Annotated in this window: 12 protein-coding genes and 5 pseudogenes; 11 read left to right on the forward strand and 6 right to left on the reverse strand. The window is 73.0% G+C overall.

Translation table 11 applies throughout. The annotated features are described in order from the left end of the window. Positions 1-5 precede the first annotated feature (5 nt). Positions 6-2,183 carry a discoidin domain-containing protein gene (locus tag AB0L29_RS30205; protein WP_365831569.1) on the forward strand — a complete coding sequence of 726 codons (2,178 nt, stop codon included), beginning with the start codon at positions 6-8 and terminating at the stop codon, positions 2,181-2,183. Positions 2,184-3,097: 914 nt separating this feature from the next. Continuing rightward, positions 3,098-3,511 carry a cytidine deaminase gene (locus tag AB0L29_RS30210; RefSeq protein WP_365831571.1) on the forward strand — a complete coding sequence of 138 codons (414 nt, stop codon included), beginning with the start codon at positions 3,098-3,100 and terminating at the stop codon, positions 3,509-3,511. Positions 3,512-4,099: 588 nt separating this feature from the next. Here AB0L29_RS30210 and AB0L29_RS30215 read toward each other — a convergent pair. Next, complete coding sequence (locus tag AB0L29_RS30215) at positions 4,100-6,925, reverse strand: SpoIIE family protein phosphatase (protein ID WP_365831573.1); 2,826 nt, start codon at positions 6,923-6,925, stop codon at positions 4,100-4,102. Positions 6,926-7,190: 265 nt separating this feature from the next. Between AB0L29_RS30215 and AB0L29_RS30220 the strand changes: the two genes are divergently transcribed. From AB0L29_RS30220 to AB0L29_RS30230, 3 genes and pseudogenes are all read left to right on the forward strand, one after another. Continuing rightward, the gene (locus AB0L29_RS30220; RefSeq protein ID WP_365831575.1) at positions 7,191-7,382 is read left to right on the forward strand and encodes a hypothetical protein; all 192 of its coding nucleotides are present in this window, start codon (positions 7,191-7,193) and stop codon (positions 7,380-7,382) included. Continuing rightward, a pseudogene (locus AB0L29_RS30225) lies at positions 7,375-7,878 on the forward strand (sigma-70 family RNA polymerase sigma factor); the annotation flags it as partial. The gene AB0L29_RS30220 and the pseudogene AB0L29_RS30225, both read left to right, overlap by 8 nt. 279 nt (positions 7,879-8,157) lie before the next feature. Then, a pseudogene (locus AB0L29_RS30230) lies at positions 8,158-8,364 on the forward strand (ATP/GTP-binding protein); the annotation flags it as partial. 781 nt (positions 8,365-9,145) lie between these two features. On the opposite strand, the gene AB0L29_RS30235 reads toward AB0L29_RS30230, so the two are convergent. Next, entirely contained in the window at positions 9,146-9,787 is a 642-nt protein-coding gene (locus AB0L29_RS30235) for a carbonic anhydrase (RefSeq protein ID WP_365831577.1), read from the reverse strand. A gap of 756 nt (positions 9,788-10,543) precedes the next feature. On the opposite strand from AB0L29_RS30235, the gene AB0L29_RS30240 reads away from it, so the two are divergent. Beyond that, positions 10,544-11,179, forward strand: a complete 636-nt coding sequence (locus AB0L29_RS30240) for an AraC family transcriptional regulator (RefSeq protein ID WP_365831579.1) — start codon at positions 10,544-10,546, stop codon at positions 11,177-11,179. A 15-nt stretch (positions 11,180-11,194) separates the two neighbouring features. Here the strand turns inward: AB0L29_RS30240 and AB0L29_RS30245 are convergent. Further along, positions 11,195-12,087: pseudogene (locus AB0L29_RS30245) on the reverse strand (IS5 family transposase). A gap of 651 nt (positions 12,088-12,738) precedes the next feature. Here AB0L29_RS30245 and AB0L29_RS30250 point away from each other — a divergent pair. The 5 genes from AB0L29_RS30250 to AB0L29_RS30270 all read left to right on the forward strand — a co-directional run bounded on the left by AB0L29_RS30250 (position 12,739) and on the right by AB0L29_RS30270 (position 18,528). Further along, positions 12,739-13,047, forward strand: a complete 309-nt coding sequence (locus AB0L29_RS30250) for a hypothetical protein (RefSeq protein ID WP_365831581.1) — start codon at positions 12,739-12,741, stop codon at positions 13,045-13,047. 113 nt (positions 13,048-13,160) lie between these two features. Then, positions 13,161-15,515, forward strand: coding sequence for a histidine kinase (locus tag AB0L29_RS30255; RefSeq protein ID WP_365831583.1), 2,355 nt, complete (start codon positions 13,161-13,163; stop codon positions 15,513-15,515). Further along, the gene (locus tag AB0L29_RS30260; protein ID WP_365831603.1) at positions 15,500-16,189 is read left to right on the forward strand and encodes a response regulator transcription factor; all 690 of its coding nucleotides are present in this window, start codon (positions 15,500-15,502) and stop codon (positions 16,187-16,189) included. Before AB0L29_RS30255 ends, AB0L29_RS30260 begins: the two co-directional genes overlap by 16 nt. Before the next feature lie 117 nt (positions 16,190-16,306). After that, complete coding sequence (locus AB0L29_RS30265; protein ID WP_365831585.1) at positions 16,307-17,419, forward strand: CPBP family intramembrane glutamic endopeptidase; 1,113 nt, start codon at positions 16,307-16,309, stop codon at positions 17,417-17,419. A gap of 77 nt (positions 17,420-17,496) precedes the next feature. Continuing rightward, complete coding sequence (locus AB0L29_RS30270; RefSeq protein WP_365831587.1) at positions 17,497-18,528, forward strand: Clp protease N-terminal domain-containing protein; 1,032 nt, start codon at positions 17,497-17,499, stop codon at positions 18,526-18,528. A gap of 44 nt (positions 18,529-18,572) precedes the next feature. On the opposite strand, the pseudogene AB0L29_RS30275 reads toward AB0L29_RS30270, so the two are convergent. The 3 genes and pseudogenes from AB0L29_RS30275 to AB0L29_RS30285 form a co-directional block, all read right to left on the reverse strand. Further along, a pseudogene (locus tag AB0L29_RS30275) lies at positions 18,573-19,343 on the reverse strand (hypothetical protein). 50 nt (positions 19,344-19,393) lie between these two features. After that, the gene (locus AB0L29_RS30280) at positions 19,394-20,266 is read right to left on the reverse strand and encodes a hypothetical protein (protein ID WP_365831589.1); all 873 of its coding nucleotides are present in this window, start codon (positions 20,264-20,266) and stop codon (positions 19,394-19,396) included. Then, positions 20,259-20,732 (reverse strand): annotated as a pseudogene (locus AB0L29_RS30285) (SigE family RNA polymerase sigma factor); the annotation flags it as partial. The pseudogene AB0L29_RS30285 and the gene AB0L29_RS30280, both read right to left, overlap by 8 nt. Between the last annotated feature and the right edge of the window lies 1 nt (position 20,733).

Consider the following 20,733-nt stretch of genomic DNA (forward strand, 5'->3'; position numbering starts at 1 on the left):
GGCACATGCACACGCACACCACCCGTAATGTCAGGTTCATGACAGCGAGTGCCGCGGTGGTCGCCCTGGCCGCCGGCATGCTCGTCGCCCTCGCTCCCGCGCCCGCGCACGCGGCGGCGGGCGCCACCCTGCCCTTCACCTCCGTCGAGGCGGAGTCCGCCACCACCACCGGCACCCGGATCGGCCCCGACCACACGCAGGGCACCCTCGCCTCCGAGGCCTCCGGCCGCCGGGCCGTGCGGCTGTCGGCCGGGCAGCGCGTCGAGTTCACGGCGCCCCGCGCGGCCAACGCCGTGAACGTGGCGTACAGCGTCCCGGACGGCCAGTCCGGCACGCTGAACGTGTACGTCAACGGCCGGAAACTCGCCAAGACCCTGCCGGTGACCTCGAAGTACTCCTACGTCGACACGCCCTGGATCGCCGGCGCCAGGACGCACCACCTGTACGACAACGCGCGGTTGCTGCTCGGCCAGGACGTCCAGGCCGGTGACAAGGTCGCCGTGGAGGCCACGGACGTCCAGGTCACCGTCGATGTGGCCGACTTCGAGCAGGTCGCCGGTGCCGCGACCAGACCCGCCGGGGCGGTGTCGGTCACGGACCGGGGCGCCGATCCCACCGGCCGGGGCGACTCCACACAGGCCTTCCGGGACGCCATCGCCGCGGCGCAGGGAGGAGTGGTGTGGATCCCGCCGGGCGAGTACCGGCTGACGTCGTCGCTGAACGGCGTACAGAACGTGACGATCCAGGGCGCCGGCAACTGGCACTCGATCGTGCGGGCCTCCCGCTTCATCGACCAGCCGAACTCGTCGGGCAAGGTCCACCTCAAGGACTTCGCCGTCATCGGCGAGGTCACCGAGCGCGTCGACAGCAATCCCGACAACTTCGTCAACGGCTCCCTCGGGCCCGGCAGTTCGGTGTCCGGCATGTGGCTCCAGCACCTCAAGGTCGGCCTGTGGCTCACCGGCAACAACGACAACCTCGTCGTGGAGAACAACCGCATCCTCGACACCACCGCCGACGGACTGAACCTCAACGGCAACGCGCGCGGCGTCCGCGTCCGCAACAACTTCCTGCGCAACCAGGGAGACGACGCGCTCGCCATGTGGTCGCTGTACGCGCCGGACACCGACAGCAGCTTCGAGAACAACACGATCTCGCAGCCGAACCTCGCCAACGGCATTGCGATCTACGGCGGCACGGACATCGCCGTCAGGAACAACATCGTCATGGACACCAACGCCCTCGGCAGCGGCATCGCGATCTCCAACCAGAAGTTCCTCGATCCGTTCCACCCGCTGGCGGGCACGATCACCGTCGACGGCAACACGCTCGTACGGACCGGCGCGATGAACCCCAACTGGAACCACCCGATGGGCGCGCTCCGGGTCGACGCCTACGACAGCCCCATCGAGGCACAGATCAGGATCACCGACACGACGATCACCGACAGCCCGTACAGCGCCTTCGAGTTCGTCTCCGGCAGCGGGCGCGGGCACGCCGCGAGGAACGTGACCGTGGACGGCGCCACCGTCCGCAACACGGGCACGGTCGTGGTGCAGGCCGAGGCGCCGGGCGCCGCCACGTTCCGCAATGTCACGGCCACCGGGGTCGGCGCCGCCGGCCTCTACAACTGCCCGTACCCGGCCGGCTCCGGCACCTTCACGCTCACCGACGGCGGCGGCAACTCCGGCTGGAACAGCACCTGGTCGGACTGCTCGACCTGGCCGCAGCCCGGTCAGGGCAACCCGGACCCCGACCCGACGCGCAACCTCGCCAAGGGCCGGCCGGCCACCGCCACCGGCTCCCAGGACGTGTACACGCCCGGCAGGGCGGTCGACGGCGACGCGAACACGTACTGGGAGTCCGCCAACCAGGCCTTCCCGCAGGCGTTCACCGTCGATCTGGGATCGGCGCAGGCCGTACGCCGACTGGTGCTGAAGCTGCCGCCGGCGCAGGCCTGGCAGGCCCGCACCCAGACGCTGTCCGTGCAGGGCAGCGCGGACGGTTCGGCGTACTCCACGGTGGTCGCGTCACGGGAGTACCGCTTCGATCCGGCGACCGGCAACACGGTCACCGTGAACCTGCCCGCCGGCACGAACCTGCGCCACCTCAGGCTGCACGTCACGGCGAACACCGGTTGGCCGGCGGCCCAGTTCAGTGAGGTGGAGGCATACCTGTCCTAGCCGTACTGCCCTGGGAGGCCGGGGACGCGGCCGGCGGGTGCCGGCCGGACCCCCGGACATTCGGCCGCCCGTCTGGTGAGCAGGGCCGGGGAGCAGTACTGGACCGCCTCTCCAGCCCGGTCCTCACTCCCCGGACCTGCATACCCCGGCCCCGGTTCCCTGCACCCGTCTCCGGCCCCTGCCCCCGGCTCGTGCGGATGGAGGTTGACCCAGAACGTACTGGGGTCGAGGGAGAGCCGGACGAAGAAGGCGTCCGAGCTCTGCGTGGCGGCACGCACGCCCGTGGACCGGCGGTCGTCCCCCTCAGGGGGTCCAGGCCGGCACCGAAGGAGTACTGCAGACCGCTGCCGTCACCGGGGTCGGCGGGATACCGCAGCTCCATGGTGGAGTCGATGCCGCCGTGGTCCAGCCCGGGAGTGGTGAGGGCGGTCCCCAGGCCGCTGGTGCCCGTGGGGCGGCCGGTGTTCCCGCCCTCGTCGCACTGGGGACCCGCCTCGGCCGTCGCGAGGACCAACGCCGGCGCATGCGGGGCGCGGCCGGGCGCGGGGCGGTGCCGCGCCAGGGCGTGGGGGAGCGTGCAGGCGGGTCCGGCGGTGGAGAACAGGGGATGGCCGAGCACCTGCTTCTTCCAGGCCTTCGCCGCCTTCCGCACGTGCCGGACCCGGGAGCGGGCCGACCGGTTCGGGGCCGTCCTGGAAGACCTCCCACGACCCCGACTACCAGACCGAGGAGGCCAAGGTCGAGCATCTCTATGCGATCACCGACGGCGAGGTCATACCCGAGGATGGTGCGCCCGGAGTCACTCTCTGCGTGGACGAGCTCGGGCCGCTCAACCCAAGCACACCGCCGATAATCGCTTGTGCATCCTCGTCACGCGGGTCAATGTCGCCTGACACCCGGCGAAGGCAGAGAAGATGACCAGGCAGCCCCACCACGTCGACCACGAACTCATCCGGGCCGCGGCTCACGTCGCCCGCACTCGCTGCCGGGGCGACAACCACACCATGGCAGCCGCAGCCCGCGCCCAGGACGGCCGCATCGTCACCGCGGTGAACGCCTACCACTTCACGGGAGGCCCCTGCGCGGAGGTGGTCCTCATCGGCGCGGCAGCCGCCCAGGGCGCCTACGAACTGAACACGATCGTCGCCGTGGGCGACCGCGACCGAGGGGTTGTCCCCCCGTGCGGGCGGTGCCGGCAGGTCCTTCTCGACTACTTCCCCGCTCTCGAGGTCATCGTCGGGGCGGGCGATCGCCTCCGCACCGTCGGCATCGCCGACCTGCTGCCCGAAAGCTATGTCTGGGCCGACCACCAGCTCGCCGCCGAGTAGATCGTGCCACTCGGCGCGGGATGACTCCGCCGGCCGACGACAGGGCGAACGCTGCCTGATGCGGCACCAGGCGTCACGGCCGGTGGTACATCAGGCGTCCATCCGGTATCCAGGGGCGCCGGCACCCGGCCTTCGCCGTGGTGCGCTGCGACGACGCCGGACGTCACCTCATGCGGAGCACCAACCCGTCGGCACGGCTGTGACTGTGGGTCTCAGCCGGCCATCGAGCGCTACGGCCGGGCCACTGTCGCGCTCGGTGGCAAGGCCGGCCTGCAGGGCGTTACGCAGCCGCGTGAGCCGCTCGATGTCCGCGCCGGGCGCGGCGATGCGTCGCTCCACGACCGCCGCCCCGACGATCCCCGCTTCTCGTGCGTCCGCTGTGGCAGAGCCACAGCGCGTCGTGGACTGGTGATCCGGTGACGGCAAGGGCCGGTCCTGAACGGAGGTAACGCACCAACTTCTCCTCGCCCGGGGCGGTGTGCTGGTGGGAGCGGTTGACCGCGCGGCGGGTGCCGCCGACGCCGCAGCCGTCCTCGTCGGCTCGCACGGTCGGTGCGATCCTGCTTCGGCCGTGTGCAGGCAGGCCGGTCAGCCGGGGTCGTCGAACATGGCCAGCAGTGTTTGCTCGTCCGTCTCCGGTGCGGGCTGCTCCCGTTGCAGAATCTGCTCGGCCCACACCGTTTTGCCCTGCGGCATGTAGCGGGCGCCCCAGCTCTTGGTGAACTGTGCCACGAGGAACAGGCCGCGCCCGCCCTCCTCGGTCGTGGCCGCGCGCCGGATGCGCGGAGAGGTGTTGCTGCTGTCGGAGACCTCGCAGATCAGTGAGTCGTCGCGCAGCAACCGCAGACTCACCGGACCCGGGCCGCCGTATCGCACGGCGTTGGTCACCAGTTCGCTGACCACCAGCCCGGTGCTGAAATCCAGCTCCGACATGCCCCAGGCGTCGAGCTGCGCCCGGGTCAGCGCCCTGGCCCGGGCCACCGCCGAGGGCTCGGACGGAAACTCCCAGGACGCCACCTGGTCCTCGGGCAGCGCGTGCACACGGGCCAGCAGGAGGGCCACGTCGTCGTGCGGACCGCCGGGCAGGAGGGCATCCGCGACCCGGTCGCAGATGCCCTCCAGCTCCGGGCCGACGAGGTTCAGCGAGGCCAGCAGTTGCCCGGTGCGCGCGTCGGTGTCCTCGTAGCCGCGGCTCTCCTTGAGCAGGCCGTCGGTGTACATCGTCAGCAGGCTGCCCGCAGGCAGCTCGACGGTGGCGGACTCGTACGGCTGGATCCCGCCGAGCCCGAGGGGCGGGCCGGTCGGCATGCCGATCAGCTCCGCCTTTCCGCCCGGCGTCAGCACAGCGGGCGGCGGATGACCGGCCCGTGCGGCCGTGCAACGGCTGGACACGGGGTCGTAGATCGCGTACAGGCAGGTCGTCCCCGTCGCCGGGTCCTGTTCGTCGGCCGGTTCGCCGGGGGTGCGGCTGACCAGGTCGTCCAGGTGGGCCAGCACCTCCTCGGGCAGCAGGTCCAGGCCGGCCAGCGTCCGTACCGCCGTACGCAGCCGGCCCATGGTCGCTGCCGCCTGCAGCCCGTTTCCGGGTACGTCACCGACGACCAGCGCCACGCGCATACCGGACAGCGGAATCGCGTCGAACCAGTCCCCGCCCACACCCGACCTGGCGTCCGCGGGCAGATAACGGGAGGCGAGGTCGACGGTGCTCAGCCGGGGCAGGGCGTGCGGCAGCAGACTGCGCTGCAGGGTGAGGGAGGCGTGATGCTCCCGGCGGTAGCGGCGGGCGTTGTCCATGCTGATCGCGGCACGGGCCGCCAGCTCGCCCGCCAGCGTCAGGTCGTCCTGCTCGTACGGCCTCGTCCTGCCGCGGCGGTAGAAGCCTGCCACGCCGAGGACGGAGCCCCGCGCGGACAGCGGAGCGCCCAGGTAGGAGTGCACGCCCTCGCCGAGAAAGCCCACGGGGTGCACCCGGCCGTCCGGATGCCCGGCCAGGGCGGCGGTCACCACCGAGTCCGTGACCGGCCGTCCGGTCTCCAGGCACCGGGCCTGGGGCGTACCGGCGGGGTAGCCGGTCGGCTCGTTCACGCCGCCGGTCGCGGTGTCGCGGGCGTCCTCGCCGGCCCAGGCGGCCACCCGGCGCAGCGGTGCCTTCGGGCGCAGCGGTCCGGGCCGTGGCTCCTCACCCGCCAAGACGCTTTCGACCAGGTCGACGACGACCAGGTCGGCGAAGCGCGGCACGGCGATCTCCGCCAGTTGCTCGGCGGTACGCCACAGGTCCAGGGTGGTGCCGAGCCGCACGCCCGCCTCGTTCAGCAGCGACAGCCGCCCGCGCGCCTCGGCGGCGAGCCGGCCGACGCCCGGCTCGCCCACGAGCAGCAGCCACGCGTCGGTCGCCCCGGCGGCGTGCGGTTCCGCCGTCGCGCCGGGGGCCTTCGCCCCCGCCGCCTCGGCGGGGCGGTTCAGGAGCGGCACACGGCGACCGTCGCGGGCGGTCGCGGTGGCCGGACCCGCCGCACCCGTGCCGCCGGTGTCCTGGAAGCTGACCTCGACCGCCGCGCCCTCCGCGTCGCCGTGGTGCAGCTCCCGGCGGCGCAGTACGGCCACGCGACCGCCCGCAAGCGGCACCTCGGTGAACGCCTCACCGGTCGAGGAGATCAGCTCGACGGCACGCTCCAGCAGTATCAGGCGCTCCTGCGAGGCCAGCGGGGGCGGCGGTCCGCCGCGCCCGGACAGCTCTCCCGAGCCGAGGTCCAGCTCGGTGCGCCCGCCGAGCTCCACGGCCCGGCGGAAGGAGCGCGTGAGCTCGCGCTCGCGGGCCGTGCTCAGCTCCAGCAGGCGTTCCCCGATGCGTTCGGTGGCGTCCTGCAGGACCAGTGCCATGCCGGGGTCGGCCAGCGCCCGGGGCACGGAGAGGTTGACCGCGCCCCGCACGGTGCCGCCCACCGGGTCACGCACCGGTGCGGCCATGCAGGTGAGCTCCTTGAGGTCGTGCAAGAAGTGTTCGTGGCCCACGACCACGAACGGCGCCCTGGTGCTCAGCACCATGCTGACGCTGCTGGTTCCCATGAACCGCTCGTCGACATTGGCGCCCGGCACCAAGGAGGCGGCGTCCATCAGCTTCATCCCCGCCGGGTCGCCCCACCGGTCCACGATGTTCGCCCGTGAGTCGGCCAGTGTGACGGTCACCGGTACGCCCGAGAACCGTTCGCACAGGCGGGCCAGCACCGGCGCGGCAGCCCTGATCAGCCGGGAGTCGGGATCTAGGTCACTCTCGATCGGCAGGGCCGCCCGCTCGCGGTCGATGCCGAGGGACTGCGAGCGCTGCCAGGAGGCGAGAATCTCCGGTCGCACTCCGGCGACCGGCGGCGTCCGGTCGCCGTGATCGCTGCCCGAAGGAGTTGGATACGACTTCACAGGGCCAGCGTAGTCGGACAAATAGGTATTTATCCTCACGCTTGTGTGCCCGGCCTGCTCGCCAGGACGACCCGGTTCAGCGGGCCCTCGGCGCGTGACCCGTCCGGCCGGCCGGTCGGCAGTCCTCCGTTCCCGTCGAACCCGGAGGCTGCCGAAAAATTTTCTGCCGCTGTGTAAAGAATCCGGCGCCCTGAGGACTGTCAGGAGGACGTACGGCCGCTGCTTCACCGTGAGGCACTGACAGGCCGCAGACTGGAGGAGTCCGGTGGAGTTGACGGGTATCGGGGTCGTGGTGTTCCTGGTGCTGCTCTTCGCGCCGGCGCTGAGCAGCGTGCTGAAGAGCATCGCGTTCCGCAACCGCGCGGCGGGGAGGGCATCACTGATCCGCGCCAAGGGCGAGTCGGGTGACCGGGAGGGCCGGGGACGCCGTAGGGGGGAGCGGGGTGGGCGTGGCTGAGCGGGAGGGGCCCGGGGCGGGGCAGGCCGAGGCGCTGAGGGCGCTGGTCGTCGAGCGGCACGGGCAGATGGTGGGCTACGCCCGCAAGCGGCTGCGTACCTGCGGGATCCCGCCGTCCTCGGCGGACCCCGAGGACGTCGTGCAGAACGCCCTCACGTCCGTGCTGGCCCGCACCGAGCCGATCGGGAACCTGCGCCCGTACGTCTTCGCGGCCATCAGGAACGAGGTCCGGCACGCGGTGCTGCGCTACCGCGGCGGCCAGGGGTACGCCTCCCTGGACGCGGACGTGCAGTTGGAGACCGCCGCCGGCGCCGCCGACTCGTGCGGCGCGGCTGACCGGCGGCTGGACATCGAGGCCGCGTTGGACGCCCTGCCGCCGCAGCAGCGCAGGTCGGTGTGGTGCAACAAGGCGCTGGGACTGACCCAGGCCGAGACGGCCGAGGTGATGGGGGCGGCGCCGGGGACCGTCGCCACCCACGTCTCCCGCGCGGTCGTCGCACTGCGGGTGACGCTCGGGGCTCTTTCGGGGGTGGTGCTGGCCGCCTTCACCGCGGTGTGGGTGCGTACCGGTGCGTTGCCCGTCGACCCGGCCGCGGGCGGTGATCTGGCGGCGCGGATGGGGGACTGGGTGGCTCGCCGGGGGTGGCCGGAGACCGCGGTGGCGGTCATGGCCGGCGTACTGCTGACCTGGTCGGCCTGTACGTCGCTGTACCCGTGGTGGTTGCGGATGATGAGCCGGCCTCCCGGCAGGCGGGCCGAGGAGCCGTCGGCGGTCTGGCAGGACGAGGACTGGACCGTGCGGTGGGTGGCGGGCGCGGGTGCCGAGGGCGAGACCTACCGCTGCCCCGGCTGCGACCATGTGATCCCCTCCGGCGTCCCGCATGTGATGGCATGGCCCACGCGCGGCGGTGCGGACGAGCGGCGGCACTGGCACACGGCGTGCTGGAACGCGCGGAAACGCCGCAGGGCGCGGGTGAGGTGATTGCGGGCTGCCTCGGCAGCGGAGGACCGGGGTCGGATCAGAGCGCAATCGCCCGGTGGTCAGCGGAGGCGAAGCGGTCCACCGGTTGGTCGTCACCGCTCCGGGCTGCTTCACGGGCCTCCATGGCCCTGACCAGATCACCACCCCCGTTCCCCCGAGCGGTCCGGTCCAGTCGGCCCCCTCTGCCCGTACCAACCCCGACAGCGGCCGCTGTGCCGGCAGCAGCATCCGGCGCACCGCCGTCGCGGGGTTCCCCACCCGCCGGACCGAGCCGGCGGAGCCTGCCCGGGCGCCGTTCCGTATGCGTTCGGGCAGGCTGGGGCCGACTCCGGTCCTGCCCGATCAGGGAACGCGGCACCGGCACCGGGGAGTCGGCGCAACCCCGGCCGGTGATCCGGTTCTGGGCGGATCCCGAACTCCTCGGGCCGGGACGCTGCCGAAGTCCGGGGACGAGGAACCCGCCGTCGGGCCGGGCGGCAGGAGTCACAGGCATGACCGATCTCCGCAGCACTGTGCCCGGGGATCGTCCGGAGCAGCTCGATCATCCCGGGCCGGCAGGTGACGCCCCCGGCCACCGCTCCCCATCCCCGGCACACCCCGCGGATCCGCGGGGTGTGCCGGGTCGGCGCGGGGGACGGTGCCGGGCGCGCGGTCGGCTCCGTGAGCCGCCGCAGGCCCTTCCACGGATGTTCACGCGGTGAACGTGAGGGGTGTCTCGCCCACGCACACGGGTGTCCTCCGGCCGCGCCAACTCACGTTGAGCCGCCGCGGCCGGGGGCGGTCAGGACGCGGCGGGGACCGCCGCGTCGAGGCCGCGGGAGGCGACGAGCTGTGCACTGCCGTCGGCCAGGCGGTAGGACAGGCCCACCACGGCGGCCCGGCCGGCGGAGACCTTCTCGGCGAGCACCCGGGAGCGGTCCAGCAGCAGGTCGACGGTATGCCTGACGTGCTCGGCGAGGATCTCCTCGGGCTCGACCTGCCCGGCGGCCCGTGCTGCCAGCACGCTGGGGGTCACGCGCTCGACGACGTCCCGGATGTATCCGGCCGGTGCCATGCCGTTCTCCAAAGCGGCGCACGCCGCGCCTACCGCGCCGCACGAGTCGTGGCCCAGGACCACGACCAGCGGACAGCCCAGGACGTCCACGCCGTACTCGATGCTGCCCAGCACCTCCGGGCCCATGACGTGGCCCGCGGTGCGCACCACGAACAGGTCGCCCAGACCGCGGTCGAAGATGATCTCGGCGGCCAGCCGGGAGTCGGAGCATCCGAACAGCACGGCGAAGGGCTGCTGGGACGGTGCGGTCTCGGCGCGGCGGGTGGCGTCCTGGTTGGGGTGCTCGGGGGTGCCGGCGACGAAGCGCTGGTTACCGGCCAGCAGCAGCTCGAAGGCGTCACGGGGCGTCGGAGTCTTGTTCTCGGTCATGGTCGAAGCCTAGAACCCGGCACCAGCCGTCGCACCGCCTGGTCCTGCCGGAGTTCGCCGGGGCGGGCCGGACCGGCGGCCCCGTCACCACCCCCAGGCGCCTGGCGAGGGCGGTCTCGATGCGGAACCTCAGCGCGCGGCGCTGCTGCCCCGCCCCGTACGGCCACTGGTCCACGGCCCTCCCTTCGTCGTCCACACCCGCACAACGAGTGAGGCGCCGCCCGCGCTGTCGGCCGAACGAGGGCGGACCGCCGGTGGCGTTCGTGTCCGCGGACACCACGGCCGCGGAAGCCGTCGCTGAAGCCGTCCGCCTCCGGGCCGCTGTGCCGCCGGAGCCGAAGGACGACCAGGACCGGGGGCCGGGCAGGACCGGGGGCCGGGCAGGCTCCGAGGTCTGTTCCGCCGCCGCAGCCGCTCCCGGTCGTCCTCGGGGTGTGCGGCGACCACCGTGCCGACGGACGCCGTGTGCGGAGCGCGACGTCGCCCGCCTGAGGAACCGGCGGGCCCCGGCCCGTCACCTCGGCCGCCGCGAACACATCAGCGACATCGTCCAGGCCGTCGCCGGCCTGCCGTCCCGTCAGCAGGCCGCGGACCTGACGTCGGTACGGCAGACGTGAACACCGAGCCCCGCCGCCGTCGTCGAGGCCCCCTGCCTACCATGCACGAGATCGTTGGTGTGCGCGGTGCGGAGGTGGACGACACGTGGGGAGCCATACGACACGACGGGGTGCCCGAACCGGCGCGACGATGTGGCGGGTGCTCTCGGACGGCCCCGAAGAACACATCGTCCCCGACGGCGTGATGGACCTGATGTGGTTCCGGGGCCGTCTGGTCGTGGCAGGCCCCGACACCCGGACGTTCACCACGCGGACGGATGCCTGCGAGGTGACCTGGGGCCTCCGGCTCGCCCCGGGCGTGGCCTACGCGCTTTTCGGCGTGCCCGCACACGAACTGACCGACCAGCGCGTCGAGTTGTCGGAACTCGTCGCGCTCCCCAGGCACGACGGCCGGTCGTTCGAGGACAACGCGGCCGATGCCCTCGAACGGGTCTTCCTCGCCCTGTGGACGCGGGCCGACCCGGACCGCTCCGTCCTTCGTGTGGCGGCCTCCCTCGACCGTGCCGCTCGCGAGGGCCTGAGCGTGCGGGAGACAGCAGAGCTCCACGACCTGTCGGAGCGGTCGTTGCGTCGGCTCAGCAACCGGCTCTTCGGCTACGGCCCCAAGACACTCATGCGGATCCACCGTTTCCAGCACGCACTCCACTTGGCACGAGGAGGCCTGCCGCTGCGCGATGCCGCGGCCACAGCGGGCTACGCCGACCAGGCCCACTTCAACCGTGAGAGCAAACGGCTCACCGGCCGGACACCCGTCACGCTCACACGTGCCGCTTAGGACTTGTCCGGCCGGTCAAGTTCGTAGCCAGACGGTGAGGGCCGCCGGGGTCGTGGTGCCGAGGTAGGGGTAGCCGCGCTTGTCATAGCGGGTGGCGACGGCCCGGTGCTGTTTCAGGCGGTTGATCGCTCGTTCGACGGTGTTGCGCTTCTTGTAGCGGTCCTCGTCGAAGTCTGGTGGCCGTCCGCCGCGTGAGCCTTTGCGCAGGCGGGCGGCCTGGCTGTCGGCCTTCTCCGGGATCGTGTGCCGGATTCCGCGTCGCCGCAGGTATTTGCGGACGGGGCCGTTGCTGTAGGCCTTGTCGGCGGCGGGACTGTCCGGCCTCTTGCGGGGTCTGCCCGGCCCTGGCCGGGGCACGCGGATCTTGTCCAGGACGGGCTTGAACTGGGTGCACTCCGCTCGCCGGCCTGCGGTGACGATCAGGGGCAGCGGGCGGCAGCGGCCGTCCGCGCTCAGGTGGAGTTTGCTGGTGAACCCGCCGCGCGAGCGGTCCGGGCCCTCACCTCCAGCACCACCTCCACCAGGCGGGCGACCAGACTCTGCCACGGCGTTTCGTCCTGGTGTTCCACCTCGTCGGCCCCCTTCGACGCGAGGGCCGACGGCGGGTCGCTGCGGGCGCCGGCCGCGTGCCGATGCGCGCGGACGATGGTGGAGTCGACCGAGATGCCCCAGTCGATCTCGCCTGCCGCGTCCGCCGCGGCCTGGACCTGCTGGAGCAGACGCTCCCGCGTGCCGTCGGCGGACCACAGCCGGTGGCGTTCACAGGCGGTCTTCCACGGGCCGAACCGTTCGGGCAGGTCACGCTACTGAACGCCGGTCCGCACCCGGTGCAGAATCCCGTCGATCACCTGCCGGTGATCCCGCCACCTGCCACAACGCCTGTTGCTGACCGGCAGCAACAGCCACAGCCCTTCCCACTCGGCATCCGCCCGGTGATCCGCTGGCTGGGCGCGAGCGCATCGTTGAGCGACCCCACCCTGTGGCCCGATGGCCCGCCCGGACGCCCGGGTGCGCAAGTGAGCGACGGCCTGCAGATGCTGGCCGTCGTCCGGCTGGGACAGGCCGTGGCCTTCACCGTCGAACCGGACAACGGCGCCGGCCGGCCCGAGGGAACCGTCAGCATCCCGCTGGCGGACGGCCCCCGGCTGCCGCTCCACCTGATCTGGGTCCGCGAGCGAGCCACCGCCGACATGCACCGCTTCATCGCGCACGCCACACACGCCGGTCGGCCCGACCTTTCGCCCCCGACCAGTCCGGCCCGGTCCGGCGCGCCGGTCCCGCGCCCGGCGCCACGAGCCGACGCCGTGTCACGCTGACCACCGCTTCCACCCCCCACCGGGTGCCGTCTCCACCCTGAGACATAGACCGGCTTCGTACCGCTGGACGACGAACGGGCCGTCTGCGGGCGGAATGCTGATGTCACACCCACCAGTGGTGGGCAGGGCAGCAGCCAGGCCGCTGGCCGCGTCGCGGCGTTCGTCCGCGACGCGGCCCGGCTCTCCTGCCACGCCCCTCGCATCCGTTGCTCACCGGCCCGGCAGAGCAGGAAGTGGTCCCCCATGTCTGTCCTCTTCACCGTCGTGACGGCCGTGGTCATCGCGCTCGCCCTCGGCGTCGCCGCGTTCGCCAGGGGCCGCTGGTCCGGCCCCTGGTGGCTGCTGCTGATCGGCGCTGTGATGGCCTACCCCCTCAACTTCCCACTGGACCGCATCCGGGACGCCCCCGATGGCTGGCTCCGCTGGACCTTCCAGGCGGCGTGCGGCCTGCTCGTGGCCACGCTGCTCGCCCCGGCGTACCACCGGCTGCGCCAACGTGGCGGCGACCGGGCGGACACCCGTCCCGCCGCCACACCGGATTCCCTGTCCTGACCCCGGTCCGGGGCGGGGAATAGCAGGTGAATCGATACCGCCCGTACGCAGTGCGCCGGGGACGGACGCCGGTGCCGTACCCGCCCGATACGTTGCTTAGGCTCGCACCCGACATGGAACCTTTGCGCAACTGGCTCCTGCCTACCGCCCTCTCGCTGCCCAACGCGGTGATTCTCACCGCCCTGCTGCTGCCGGGCAGCCCGCCGCATGGCGTGCTGCTCCCCACCGGACTGGCGGTCGCCCTCGTCCTGCAGTTCGTCGCACTGGGACGGCGCCGCCACGATCCGCTCCGCGCCCTGGCCGGAACCCTGGCTGGAACGGTCATCGGCACCACGACCGCCCCGGAGCACTTCAGCAACATCGGCGCGTTCGCAGCTCTTTACTCCGTGGCGGTGCGCCGCGGCGGACGGGTCACCGCGCTCGTCACCGCCGCCGCCGTCGCATGCGGCTGGCTGCCGGGCGCCCTGCGCTCCGGCTCCGTACCGGTGTCGCTGACCGACTTGGCGATCACCGCCGCCCTATGCGTGGCGTGCGCCGGATTGGGAGAAGCACGGCGGCAGTGGCTTGGGGGCCGGTGGGCGGCGGCCGACCGGCTGGCCCGGGCCGAGCAGGACAGACGGCGGGCCGCCGACACCGAGCGCCATCGGCTCGCTAGAGAACTGCACGACGTCAGTGCCCACCACCTCACCTCCGTGGTGGTCACGGTCGACGCGGCCCGCCGGCTCGGCGCCGGACGGCCGGAACTCGTCGCTGAGGCCACATCGTTCGCCGTGCGCACCGGTGAGGAGATCCTCACCGCGCTGCGCCGCCTGGCCGCCGTCCTGCGCGACACCGAGCCGCCCGACCCGCGGCCGGTGAGCGGACGGCTGCGGGACCTCATCGCCGCGTTCGGCCGGCTCGGCCGGCCCGTCGACACCGACCTGCCCGACGACCTCGCCGGCCCCGCAGCCGAAGCCGTCCTCGCCATCGTCCGCGAGGCCCTCACCAACGCACTGCGGCACGCCCCCGGCGCTCCCGTGCGGGTCCGCATCCGGCGAGACGGCGACACCCTCGGCCTGACGGTGGACAACGATGCGCCACGCGCCACCCAGGCCCGGTTGCGGGCCACCACTGGACTCGGCTCGGGCCACGGCGTCACCGGCATGCACGAACGGGCAGCGGCCGTCGGCGGCGACCTGACGGCGGCGCCCGCCGCGGACGGTGGCTGGCGGGTGTGCGCGACCCTGCCGGACCACACCGGACCCGTCCGCCCGGACCAGCCCGCCCGGCGGCACACCCCGCGCCGCGAGCAGCGACTGACAGACGCCTGCCTGATGTTCACCGCCGTGATGGTGCCGCTCTTCGCACTGCTCTCCGCCATCGTGGAAGGGGCGCTGCCCGGCGACCCGGCCGGCCTGCTCGCACTGGCGGCGCTGCTGACCGTGCACGCGCTGCCCCTGCTGTGGCGGCGGCAGGCTCCCTGGGCCGTACTGTGCGCGGTGGCCGCGACCGCCTGGGCGGTACCCGCCGCGTGCGCCTCCGGCTTGGTCCCGCCGGCCTGGGCGAGCCTGCTGCCAGGCGCCGTGGTGAGCGAGGCGATGGCGGCGTACGCGGTCGCCGCCTATGGCCGGCACACCGTGCGCGGCCTCGGCGCGGTCCTGGCCGCCACCGTGAACCTGGTGGCCGCGATGACTGTGACGGCCGTGGTCGACGGGGTGCTGGTGCTCTCGCCGGCGGACGATCCGGTGGCTATCGGCTGGACGGCGTTGCTGCTGTTGTGCGCCACAGGCCCGCTGCTGCTCGTCTCCTGGGGGGTGGGCCGGGCGGCGCGCGGACGCCGGCGGCGGGTGGTGACGCGGGAGAGCGGCGCGCTCGCCGACACCGTACGGCGGGCCGCCGACGAGGCCGCCGCCGAACGCCGACGCATTGCCACCGAGTTGCACAGGGAGGTACTGGAACATACCGAGCGGATGGTGGATCGAGCCGGCACAGGGGACCTTGACGACGTCACCACCGAGGCCAGGGCGGCGCTTGCGGCGATGCGGAAATTGCTGGGCAGCCTGCGCGGTGGCAGGGAGGAGGCGCGGCACGCTCCGCAGCCGGTCGCGGCCGACCTCGTCGAGCTGTGCCGTACCTGGCGCGCCGCCGGGCGGAAGGTGACGTCGTACGGGCTGCCCCGAGCCGCCGAGGGCCTGCCGGCAGCGGTGTCTCTGGCGGTGTACCGGGTGGTGGAGGCGGCGCTCGGTGCAGGTGACCGCGGACCAGTCCGGATCACGCTGCGTCGGCGCCGGGAGCGGGTGCACCTCACGGTCACCGGGGTACTTCTGGCAGCCGCCGGACCGGTGGCCGAACGGCTGCGCGTCCAGGTGGAGGTGGGGGAGGGCGAACTGACGGTCGACCGGGCGGGTACGCTGCGCGTGTCCCTGCCCGCCGGTGACACACCGGACCGGGCCGTCAGCCAGGAGGTCGCGTCATCGCCGTACGCGTGATGGTCGTCGACGATCAGGCGGTGGTGCGCGCCGGGTTTGCCGCCGTCGTCGACGCCGAACCCGACCTGACCGTGGTCGGCGAGGCCGGTGACGGCGCGGCAGCGGTCGCCCTCGCCGAACGAACCGCCCCTGACGTGGTGTTGATGGACATCCGCATGCCCGGCATGGACGGCCTCACCGCGACCCGCCTGATCACCGCCCTGGAGAGCAGACCGAAGGTCCTCGTCCTGACCACCTTCGACCTCGACGTCTACGTGTACGAGGCGCTGCGCGCCGGCTCGTCCGGGTTCATGCTCAAGGACGCCCTGCCCGATGAGGTCCTCGCCGCCATCCGGGTGGTCGCCGCCGGGGACGGCATCCTCGCCCCGGCCGTCACCCGCCGGCTCATCGGGCAGTTCGCGCGCGGGGCGCCCGTACCGCCCGAAATCTCCGGGCAGCTCGCCGGTCTGACCCCCCGGGAGCGGGAAGTGCTGGTGCTGATCGCCTCCGGGCTGACCAACGCCGAGATCGGTGACCGGCTCGGGGTGACCACCGGCACCGTCAAGTCCCACGTCAACGCCCTGCTCGGCAAACTCCGCCTGCGTGACCGGGTGCAGGCGACCATCCTCGCCTATGAGTCGGGCCTCGTCCGTCCCCGCGGCACAGCCGACGACCCGACCGGCGCGAGGTACTGAGCCCGCCGGCGGTGTGCCGGTACCGGCGTACCGGTCCGCATCTGCAACCTGAGGTAGAGATGCCTTTCCTGCCGACGACGGACGCCGCGCGCACAGGCGGGCGGAATGCTGTTGGACATGACATCACCTGCTGCTTCGACGTCCCTCCCGTACCACCGGCTGGCCCGCCTCACCGGCCGCCACCGGTGGTGGCGGCCGCTGCTGGGCCTGCCGCTGCTGGCCAGCGGCTGGCTGCTGCTGGTCATCGTCGTCGACACCGTCTCCTACGCCGTCGGCACGGCCTCCGGCCGACCGGAACTGCCGGACGGTTCGATCGACTTCGGCCTGCTGCCCACCACCGTGCTGGAACTGTCGTACATCGCCTTCATGCTTCCCCTGGTCCTGCTGGCCGTACGCTGGACGGAGCGCAGACCAGCCGGCAGCGTCTCGTCGGTGGCCGGACGGCTGCGCTGGGGCTGGCTGATGCGCTGTTTGGCGGTCGCGGTACCGGCCGTCGCGCTGCTCGCCGTGGCCTCGTCCCTCCTCCCCACAAGCGAGGAGGAGTCCACCGCGACGGACCAGTGGGTGGGTCTACCGGCGTTCCTTACCTCGATGGCGGTGCTGGCGGTGTTCGTACCGTTGCAGGCGGCGGCCGAGGAGTACGTGTTCCGCGGCTGGATGATGCAGGCGGTGGGCGGGTTCCTGCGCTCGCCGTGGTGCGCGGTGCTGCCGCAGGCGGTGCTGTTCGCCGCCGCCCACGGCTGGGGCACCCCGTGGGGCTTCGCCGACCTGCTGGTGTTCGCCCTGGTCGCGGGCGGGCTGACCATACGCACCGGAGGGCTGGAGGCCTCCGTCGCCCTGCACGTCCTGAACAACCTGATGGGCTTCGGTCTCGCCGCCACAGCCGTCGACGGTTTGGCCTCCGACGAGACAGCAGCCGACCTGCCCTGGCAGATCGCCGCCATCGACACCATGACGAGCCTGCTGTACGCCGCCGCGGTGTTGTGGCTCGCACGCCGCAAACCGCCGCAGCGCCTCGCCACGCCCGTCACCGCGGTCGTCGCCCGTCCCGCGCCGCTGTCGACCCTGCCGCACTACCCCTCACCCGTCGCGTACACCGCCGGTCCGTACCCGGCGCCGACGGCCACGGCACCGCACGGCTCCGGACTCCTTCCGGCACCGCCTCACGGATCCAGCGCACCGGCCGCGTCGTTCGTACGCCCCGATACCGACGAGCGCCCGGCACAGTGAGCGGCACGGCCCGCACGGGCCGAGAGCCCTGGCCTGCGAGGCCGCGGACCGGAACCGACAAGAAAAGGAAGGACCACATGGAAGCGATCAAGGAGCCGGAGTGGAGGACCGTGGGAGTCCTGGGGGCTGCCCGCGGCGCCCGGGCAACGGCCGAAGACCCCATCGGTACCGAGCACCTGCTCGCCGGACTCACCACGGTCAAGGGGCCCGCACGCGAAGCACTCGCGGACGAGGGCGCGACCAAGGTCGCACTCCTCGTGGTGCTGCGGGACCGGGAGGGCCGTGACGGCGCCTGGAGCGGTGACGACGACGCCGGCACGAGCGTGGCCGCGCCGGACGTCCTCGGGGATGACGGCGACCGGCGCGTCCGCTTCACAGGGGCCGCGGCCAAGGCGCTGACCGCAGCGATGGAACACGCCCGGCGGGACGGCGCGGCGAAATTCGGCGCGGTGCACCTGCTGCGGGGCCTGCTGGAGGACGACAACCGTGCGGTGGAGACACTGGCAGCCTGCGGCGTCGCACCGCAGGCGATACGCGCCCGGCTCGACGGCGGCGCCGGCAGCCCGCGAGAGGATGACCTCACCCCCCTGTTGCACGCCACTCGCGACGCCCTCCTCGGCCGCCGCCCCTACCGTCACATGCCCCCCTGGAAGCGATGGCTGATCCGCAGCGGCGGGGTCAACTGGGCGTCGAGGCCGGTCGAGTGGGTCAGGCAGGAGAGCTACGAACAGGCACGTGGACTTGGCGACGACGCGGTGCGCACGGAGCACGTCCTACTGGCGGTCCTGGCCACCCACGAGGTCGCGCTCCGGTATCCGCATCTGACGGGGGCGGAGCGCTCCGCCTTCGCCCTTCGCTTCGCGGGCGGCGAGCGGCTGGCAGGCCTGGGCCTGGGCTATGCCTTGACGCACGCCGTCCTGACCGGTGGGCGCATCCGCCTGACGGCCGACGCGCGGCCCGCCGAGCGGTACTTCGACCAGGTGGCGGGGCCGGGGGCGGCGCGGACCGCCGACGACGGAGGCACCGGTCCGCTGGTGGCGCTCCTGCTCGGGGAGGAGACCCGGGCCCGGCAACTGGTCGACGCACTGACCACCGCCCCGGACCGCTGATCCGGCGCGACCGATCCGCGGTCCGGGCCGGTCCGGGTCAGTGCTCAGCGGGCCAGTGCGGCCGCGTCCCCCATGACGATGACGGGATTAAGGGCCGGGTCGAGGGCGAGCAGCAGTTCCTTCATGTGCCCTTCGGCGATGCTGACGCAGCCCTGGGTGGGCCCGTCGTGGTCCACGTGCACTCAAATGCCACCGCCCTTGTCCTCACCGAGCGGCCGGGTCCAGTCCAGCGGTGTGGTCCCCGGCTTGCGGTTGTAGTCGAGGGCGACCACGTAGTCGAACGAGCCCGCCAACGGCTCCCCTTCGAACCCGATGCCGGAGATGCTGAACGCCGAGGAATGGTCGTAGGGCAGACGCGTGCCCGGGTCGGGGAGCAGGCCGCCCGCGTCGGTGAGCCCGAAGACGCCGATGGGCGAGCGTAGATCGCCCAGACGGTGGTCGTCGGTCCAGCCCTTCAGCGCGTTGTGCGCGGGCCAGGGCCCCGCTGCCGGTTCTCAGCCAGCGGCGGTGCGCTCGTACAACACGGCCGTGGCGGTGTTCTCATCCGCGCCGTCGCCGGTGACGAGCAGCACCTGACGGGATGTGGCGGGGATGTCGTCGAGCATGGCCGCTCCCACACCGGGCAAGGGCGCTTCACTCCGTGCCGGCCGGGGCCGCGCATCGGGCACCACCGGCCGGCCGGCAACGCCAGCCTGGGCGGTAGCGGCCGGCGCTGCCGCTCCCGTGCCATCGGCGGACGAAACGCAGCCGCTCACCAGGAGTACGTCACTCAGGGAGACGGCCGCGGGGAGCGGGCGTCCGGGGCGTATGGGCATGACTGAGGAACTCTTCGCGAAAAGGAGATGGAAAAGAGGCAGTTGGCGGGTCAGCCGTAGCGGACCGTGCTGATGAGCGTCTGCACCTGTTGCAGCACGTGGGTCCAGGCGTCCGGAGAACCGGCCGACGGGGCGACGGTGAAGCCGGGCACGGGGCCGTCCGGCCGCCCGCCGCGGCCGCCGGGGGAAGCGGACGGCATCGACGGGACTCCGCTGTCGGCGGCGTAGGGCCGGGTCGAAGGCTCGCCCAGGCAGATGCTCACCTGGAGGGCGGAGGCACCGTCCGCGGACCGAACTACGGACCGGGCGGGGTACTCGAGCCGTCCGCCCAGGCCCCCGCACGCCTCGCCGAGTGCGGCCGCCGGCGACAACGTGGACGTCAGGGGCAGAGTTGTGTCCGGGGCCTCGACCGGTACGAAGGCGACGACGGCGCCACCGCGCTCCAGAGCGGTCAGCGGCGCGCAGGCGAAGGCGTCCCTGCGGTGCGCGACGCCTTCGGCGCAGCCGGGTTCGACGGCGCCGGGGGAGAGGGGCTGCGTAGCGGCGTAGACCATAGTCGGGCGGTCCGTTCTCGGCACCGTGCGCGCCTGCCAGCCGTCCGGCAGCGTCAGGACTAGGTTCCCGGCATCGGGAAACCGTACGAACCACTCGCGCATGTCCGCGGATGCAGTTGCGGCCGGCGGCACGGAAGCCGGCTCCCGGCCCGGCGGCCAGTCGGTGCCGGGCCACACGGCGATCGCTGCCGCCGCCAGGGCCACGGCGGCGGCCGCGGCCGTCCGTCTGCGCCGGCGTCGCCGGACACGGTGCCGGATCCGGCGCATACGGTCCGCGGGAGCGGTCAGCTGCGGCACGGCACGCTCCAGCAGCGCCCGCACTTCGGCCGGTTCGCGCACGGGGGTCAGCCCGTCTTCGACATCAGGCACGGGACCGCCCTCCCCTTCCGCTCGCGGAGCGCGGTCCGCGCTCCTGTGGCCGGTGACCGTCGGCCGGGGCGGAGGAGGGGCCGTCGAGCAGCCCTCGCAGGGTCCGCAGGGCCTTGGCAGCCTGGCTCTTGACCGTGCCCGGCCGGCACCCGAGGACGTCCGCCGTCTCTTCGATGGAAAGGTCCTCGAAGTAGCGCAGTACGAGCACCGCGCGCTGCCGCGGTGGCAGTTGCCGCACAGTGACCGACAGCGCCTGCTCCAGGTCGACGCCGGTGAACGGGTCCCCGCCCGCGGGCCGGTCGGGGACCTCGCCGTGCGGCACCTCGCCCCGCCAGCGGCGCTGCCACCACGAGGCGTGTGTGGTGAGCAGCGTCTTGCGGACGTACGCCTCCGGGTGTTCCCGCGCGATACGGGGCCACTTCGGCCACACCTTGGCCAGCGCCTTCTGCAACAGGTCCTCGGCTAGG

The sequence above is a fragment of the Streptomyces sp. NPDC052701 genome, assembly GCF_040678355.1.
Lineage (GTDB): Bacteria > Actinomycetota > Actinomycetes > Streptomycetales > Streptomycetaceae > Streptomyces.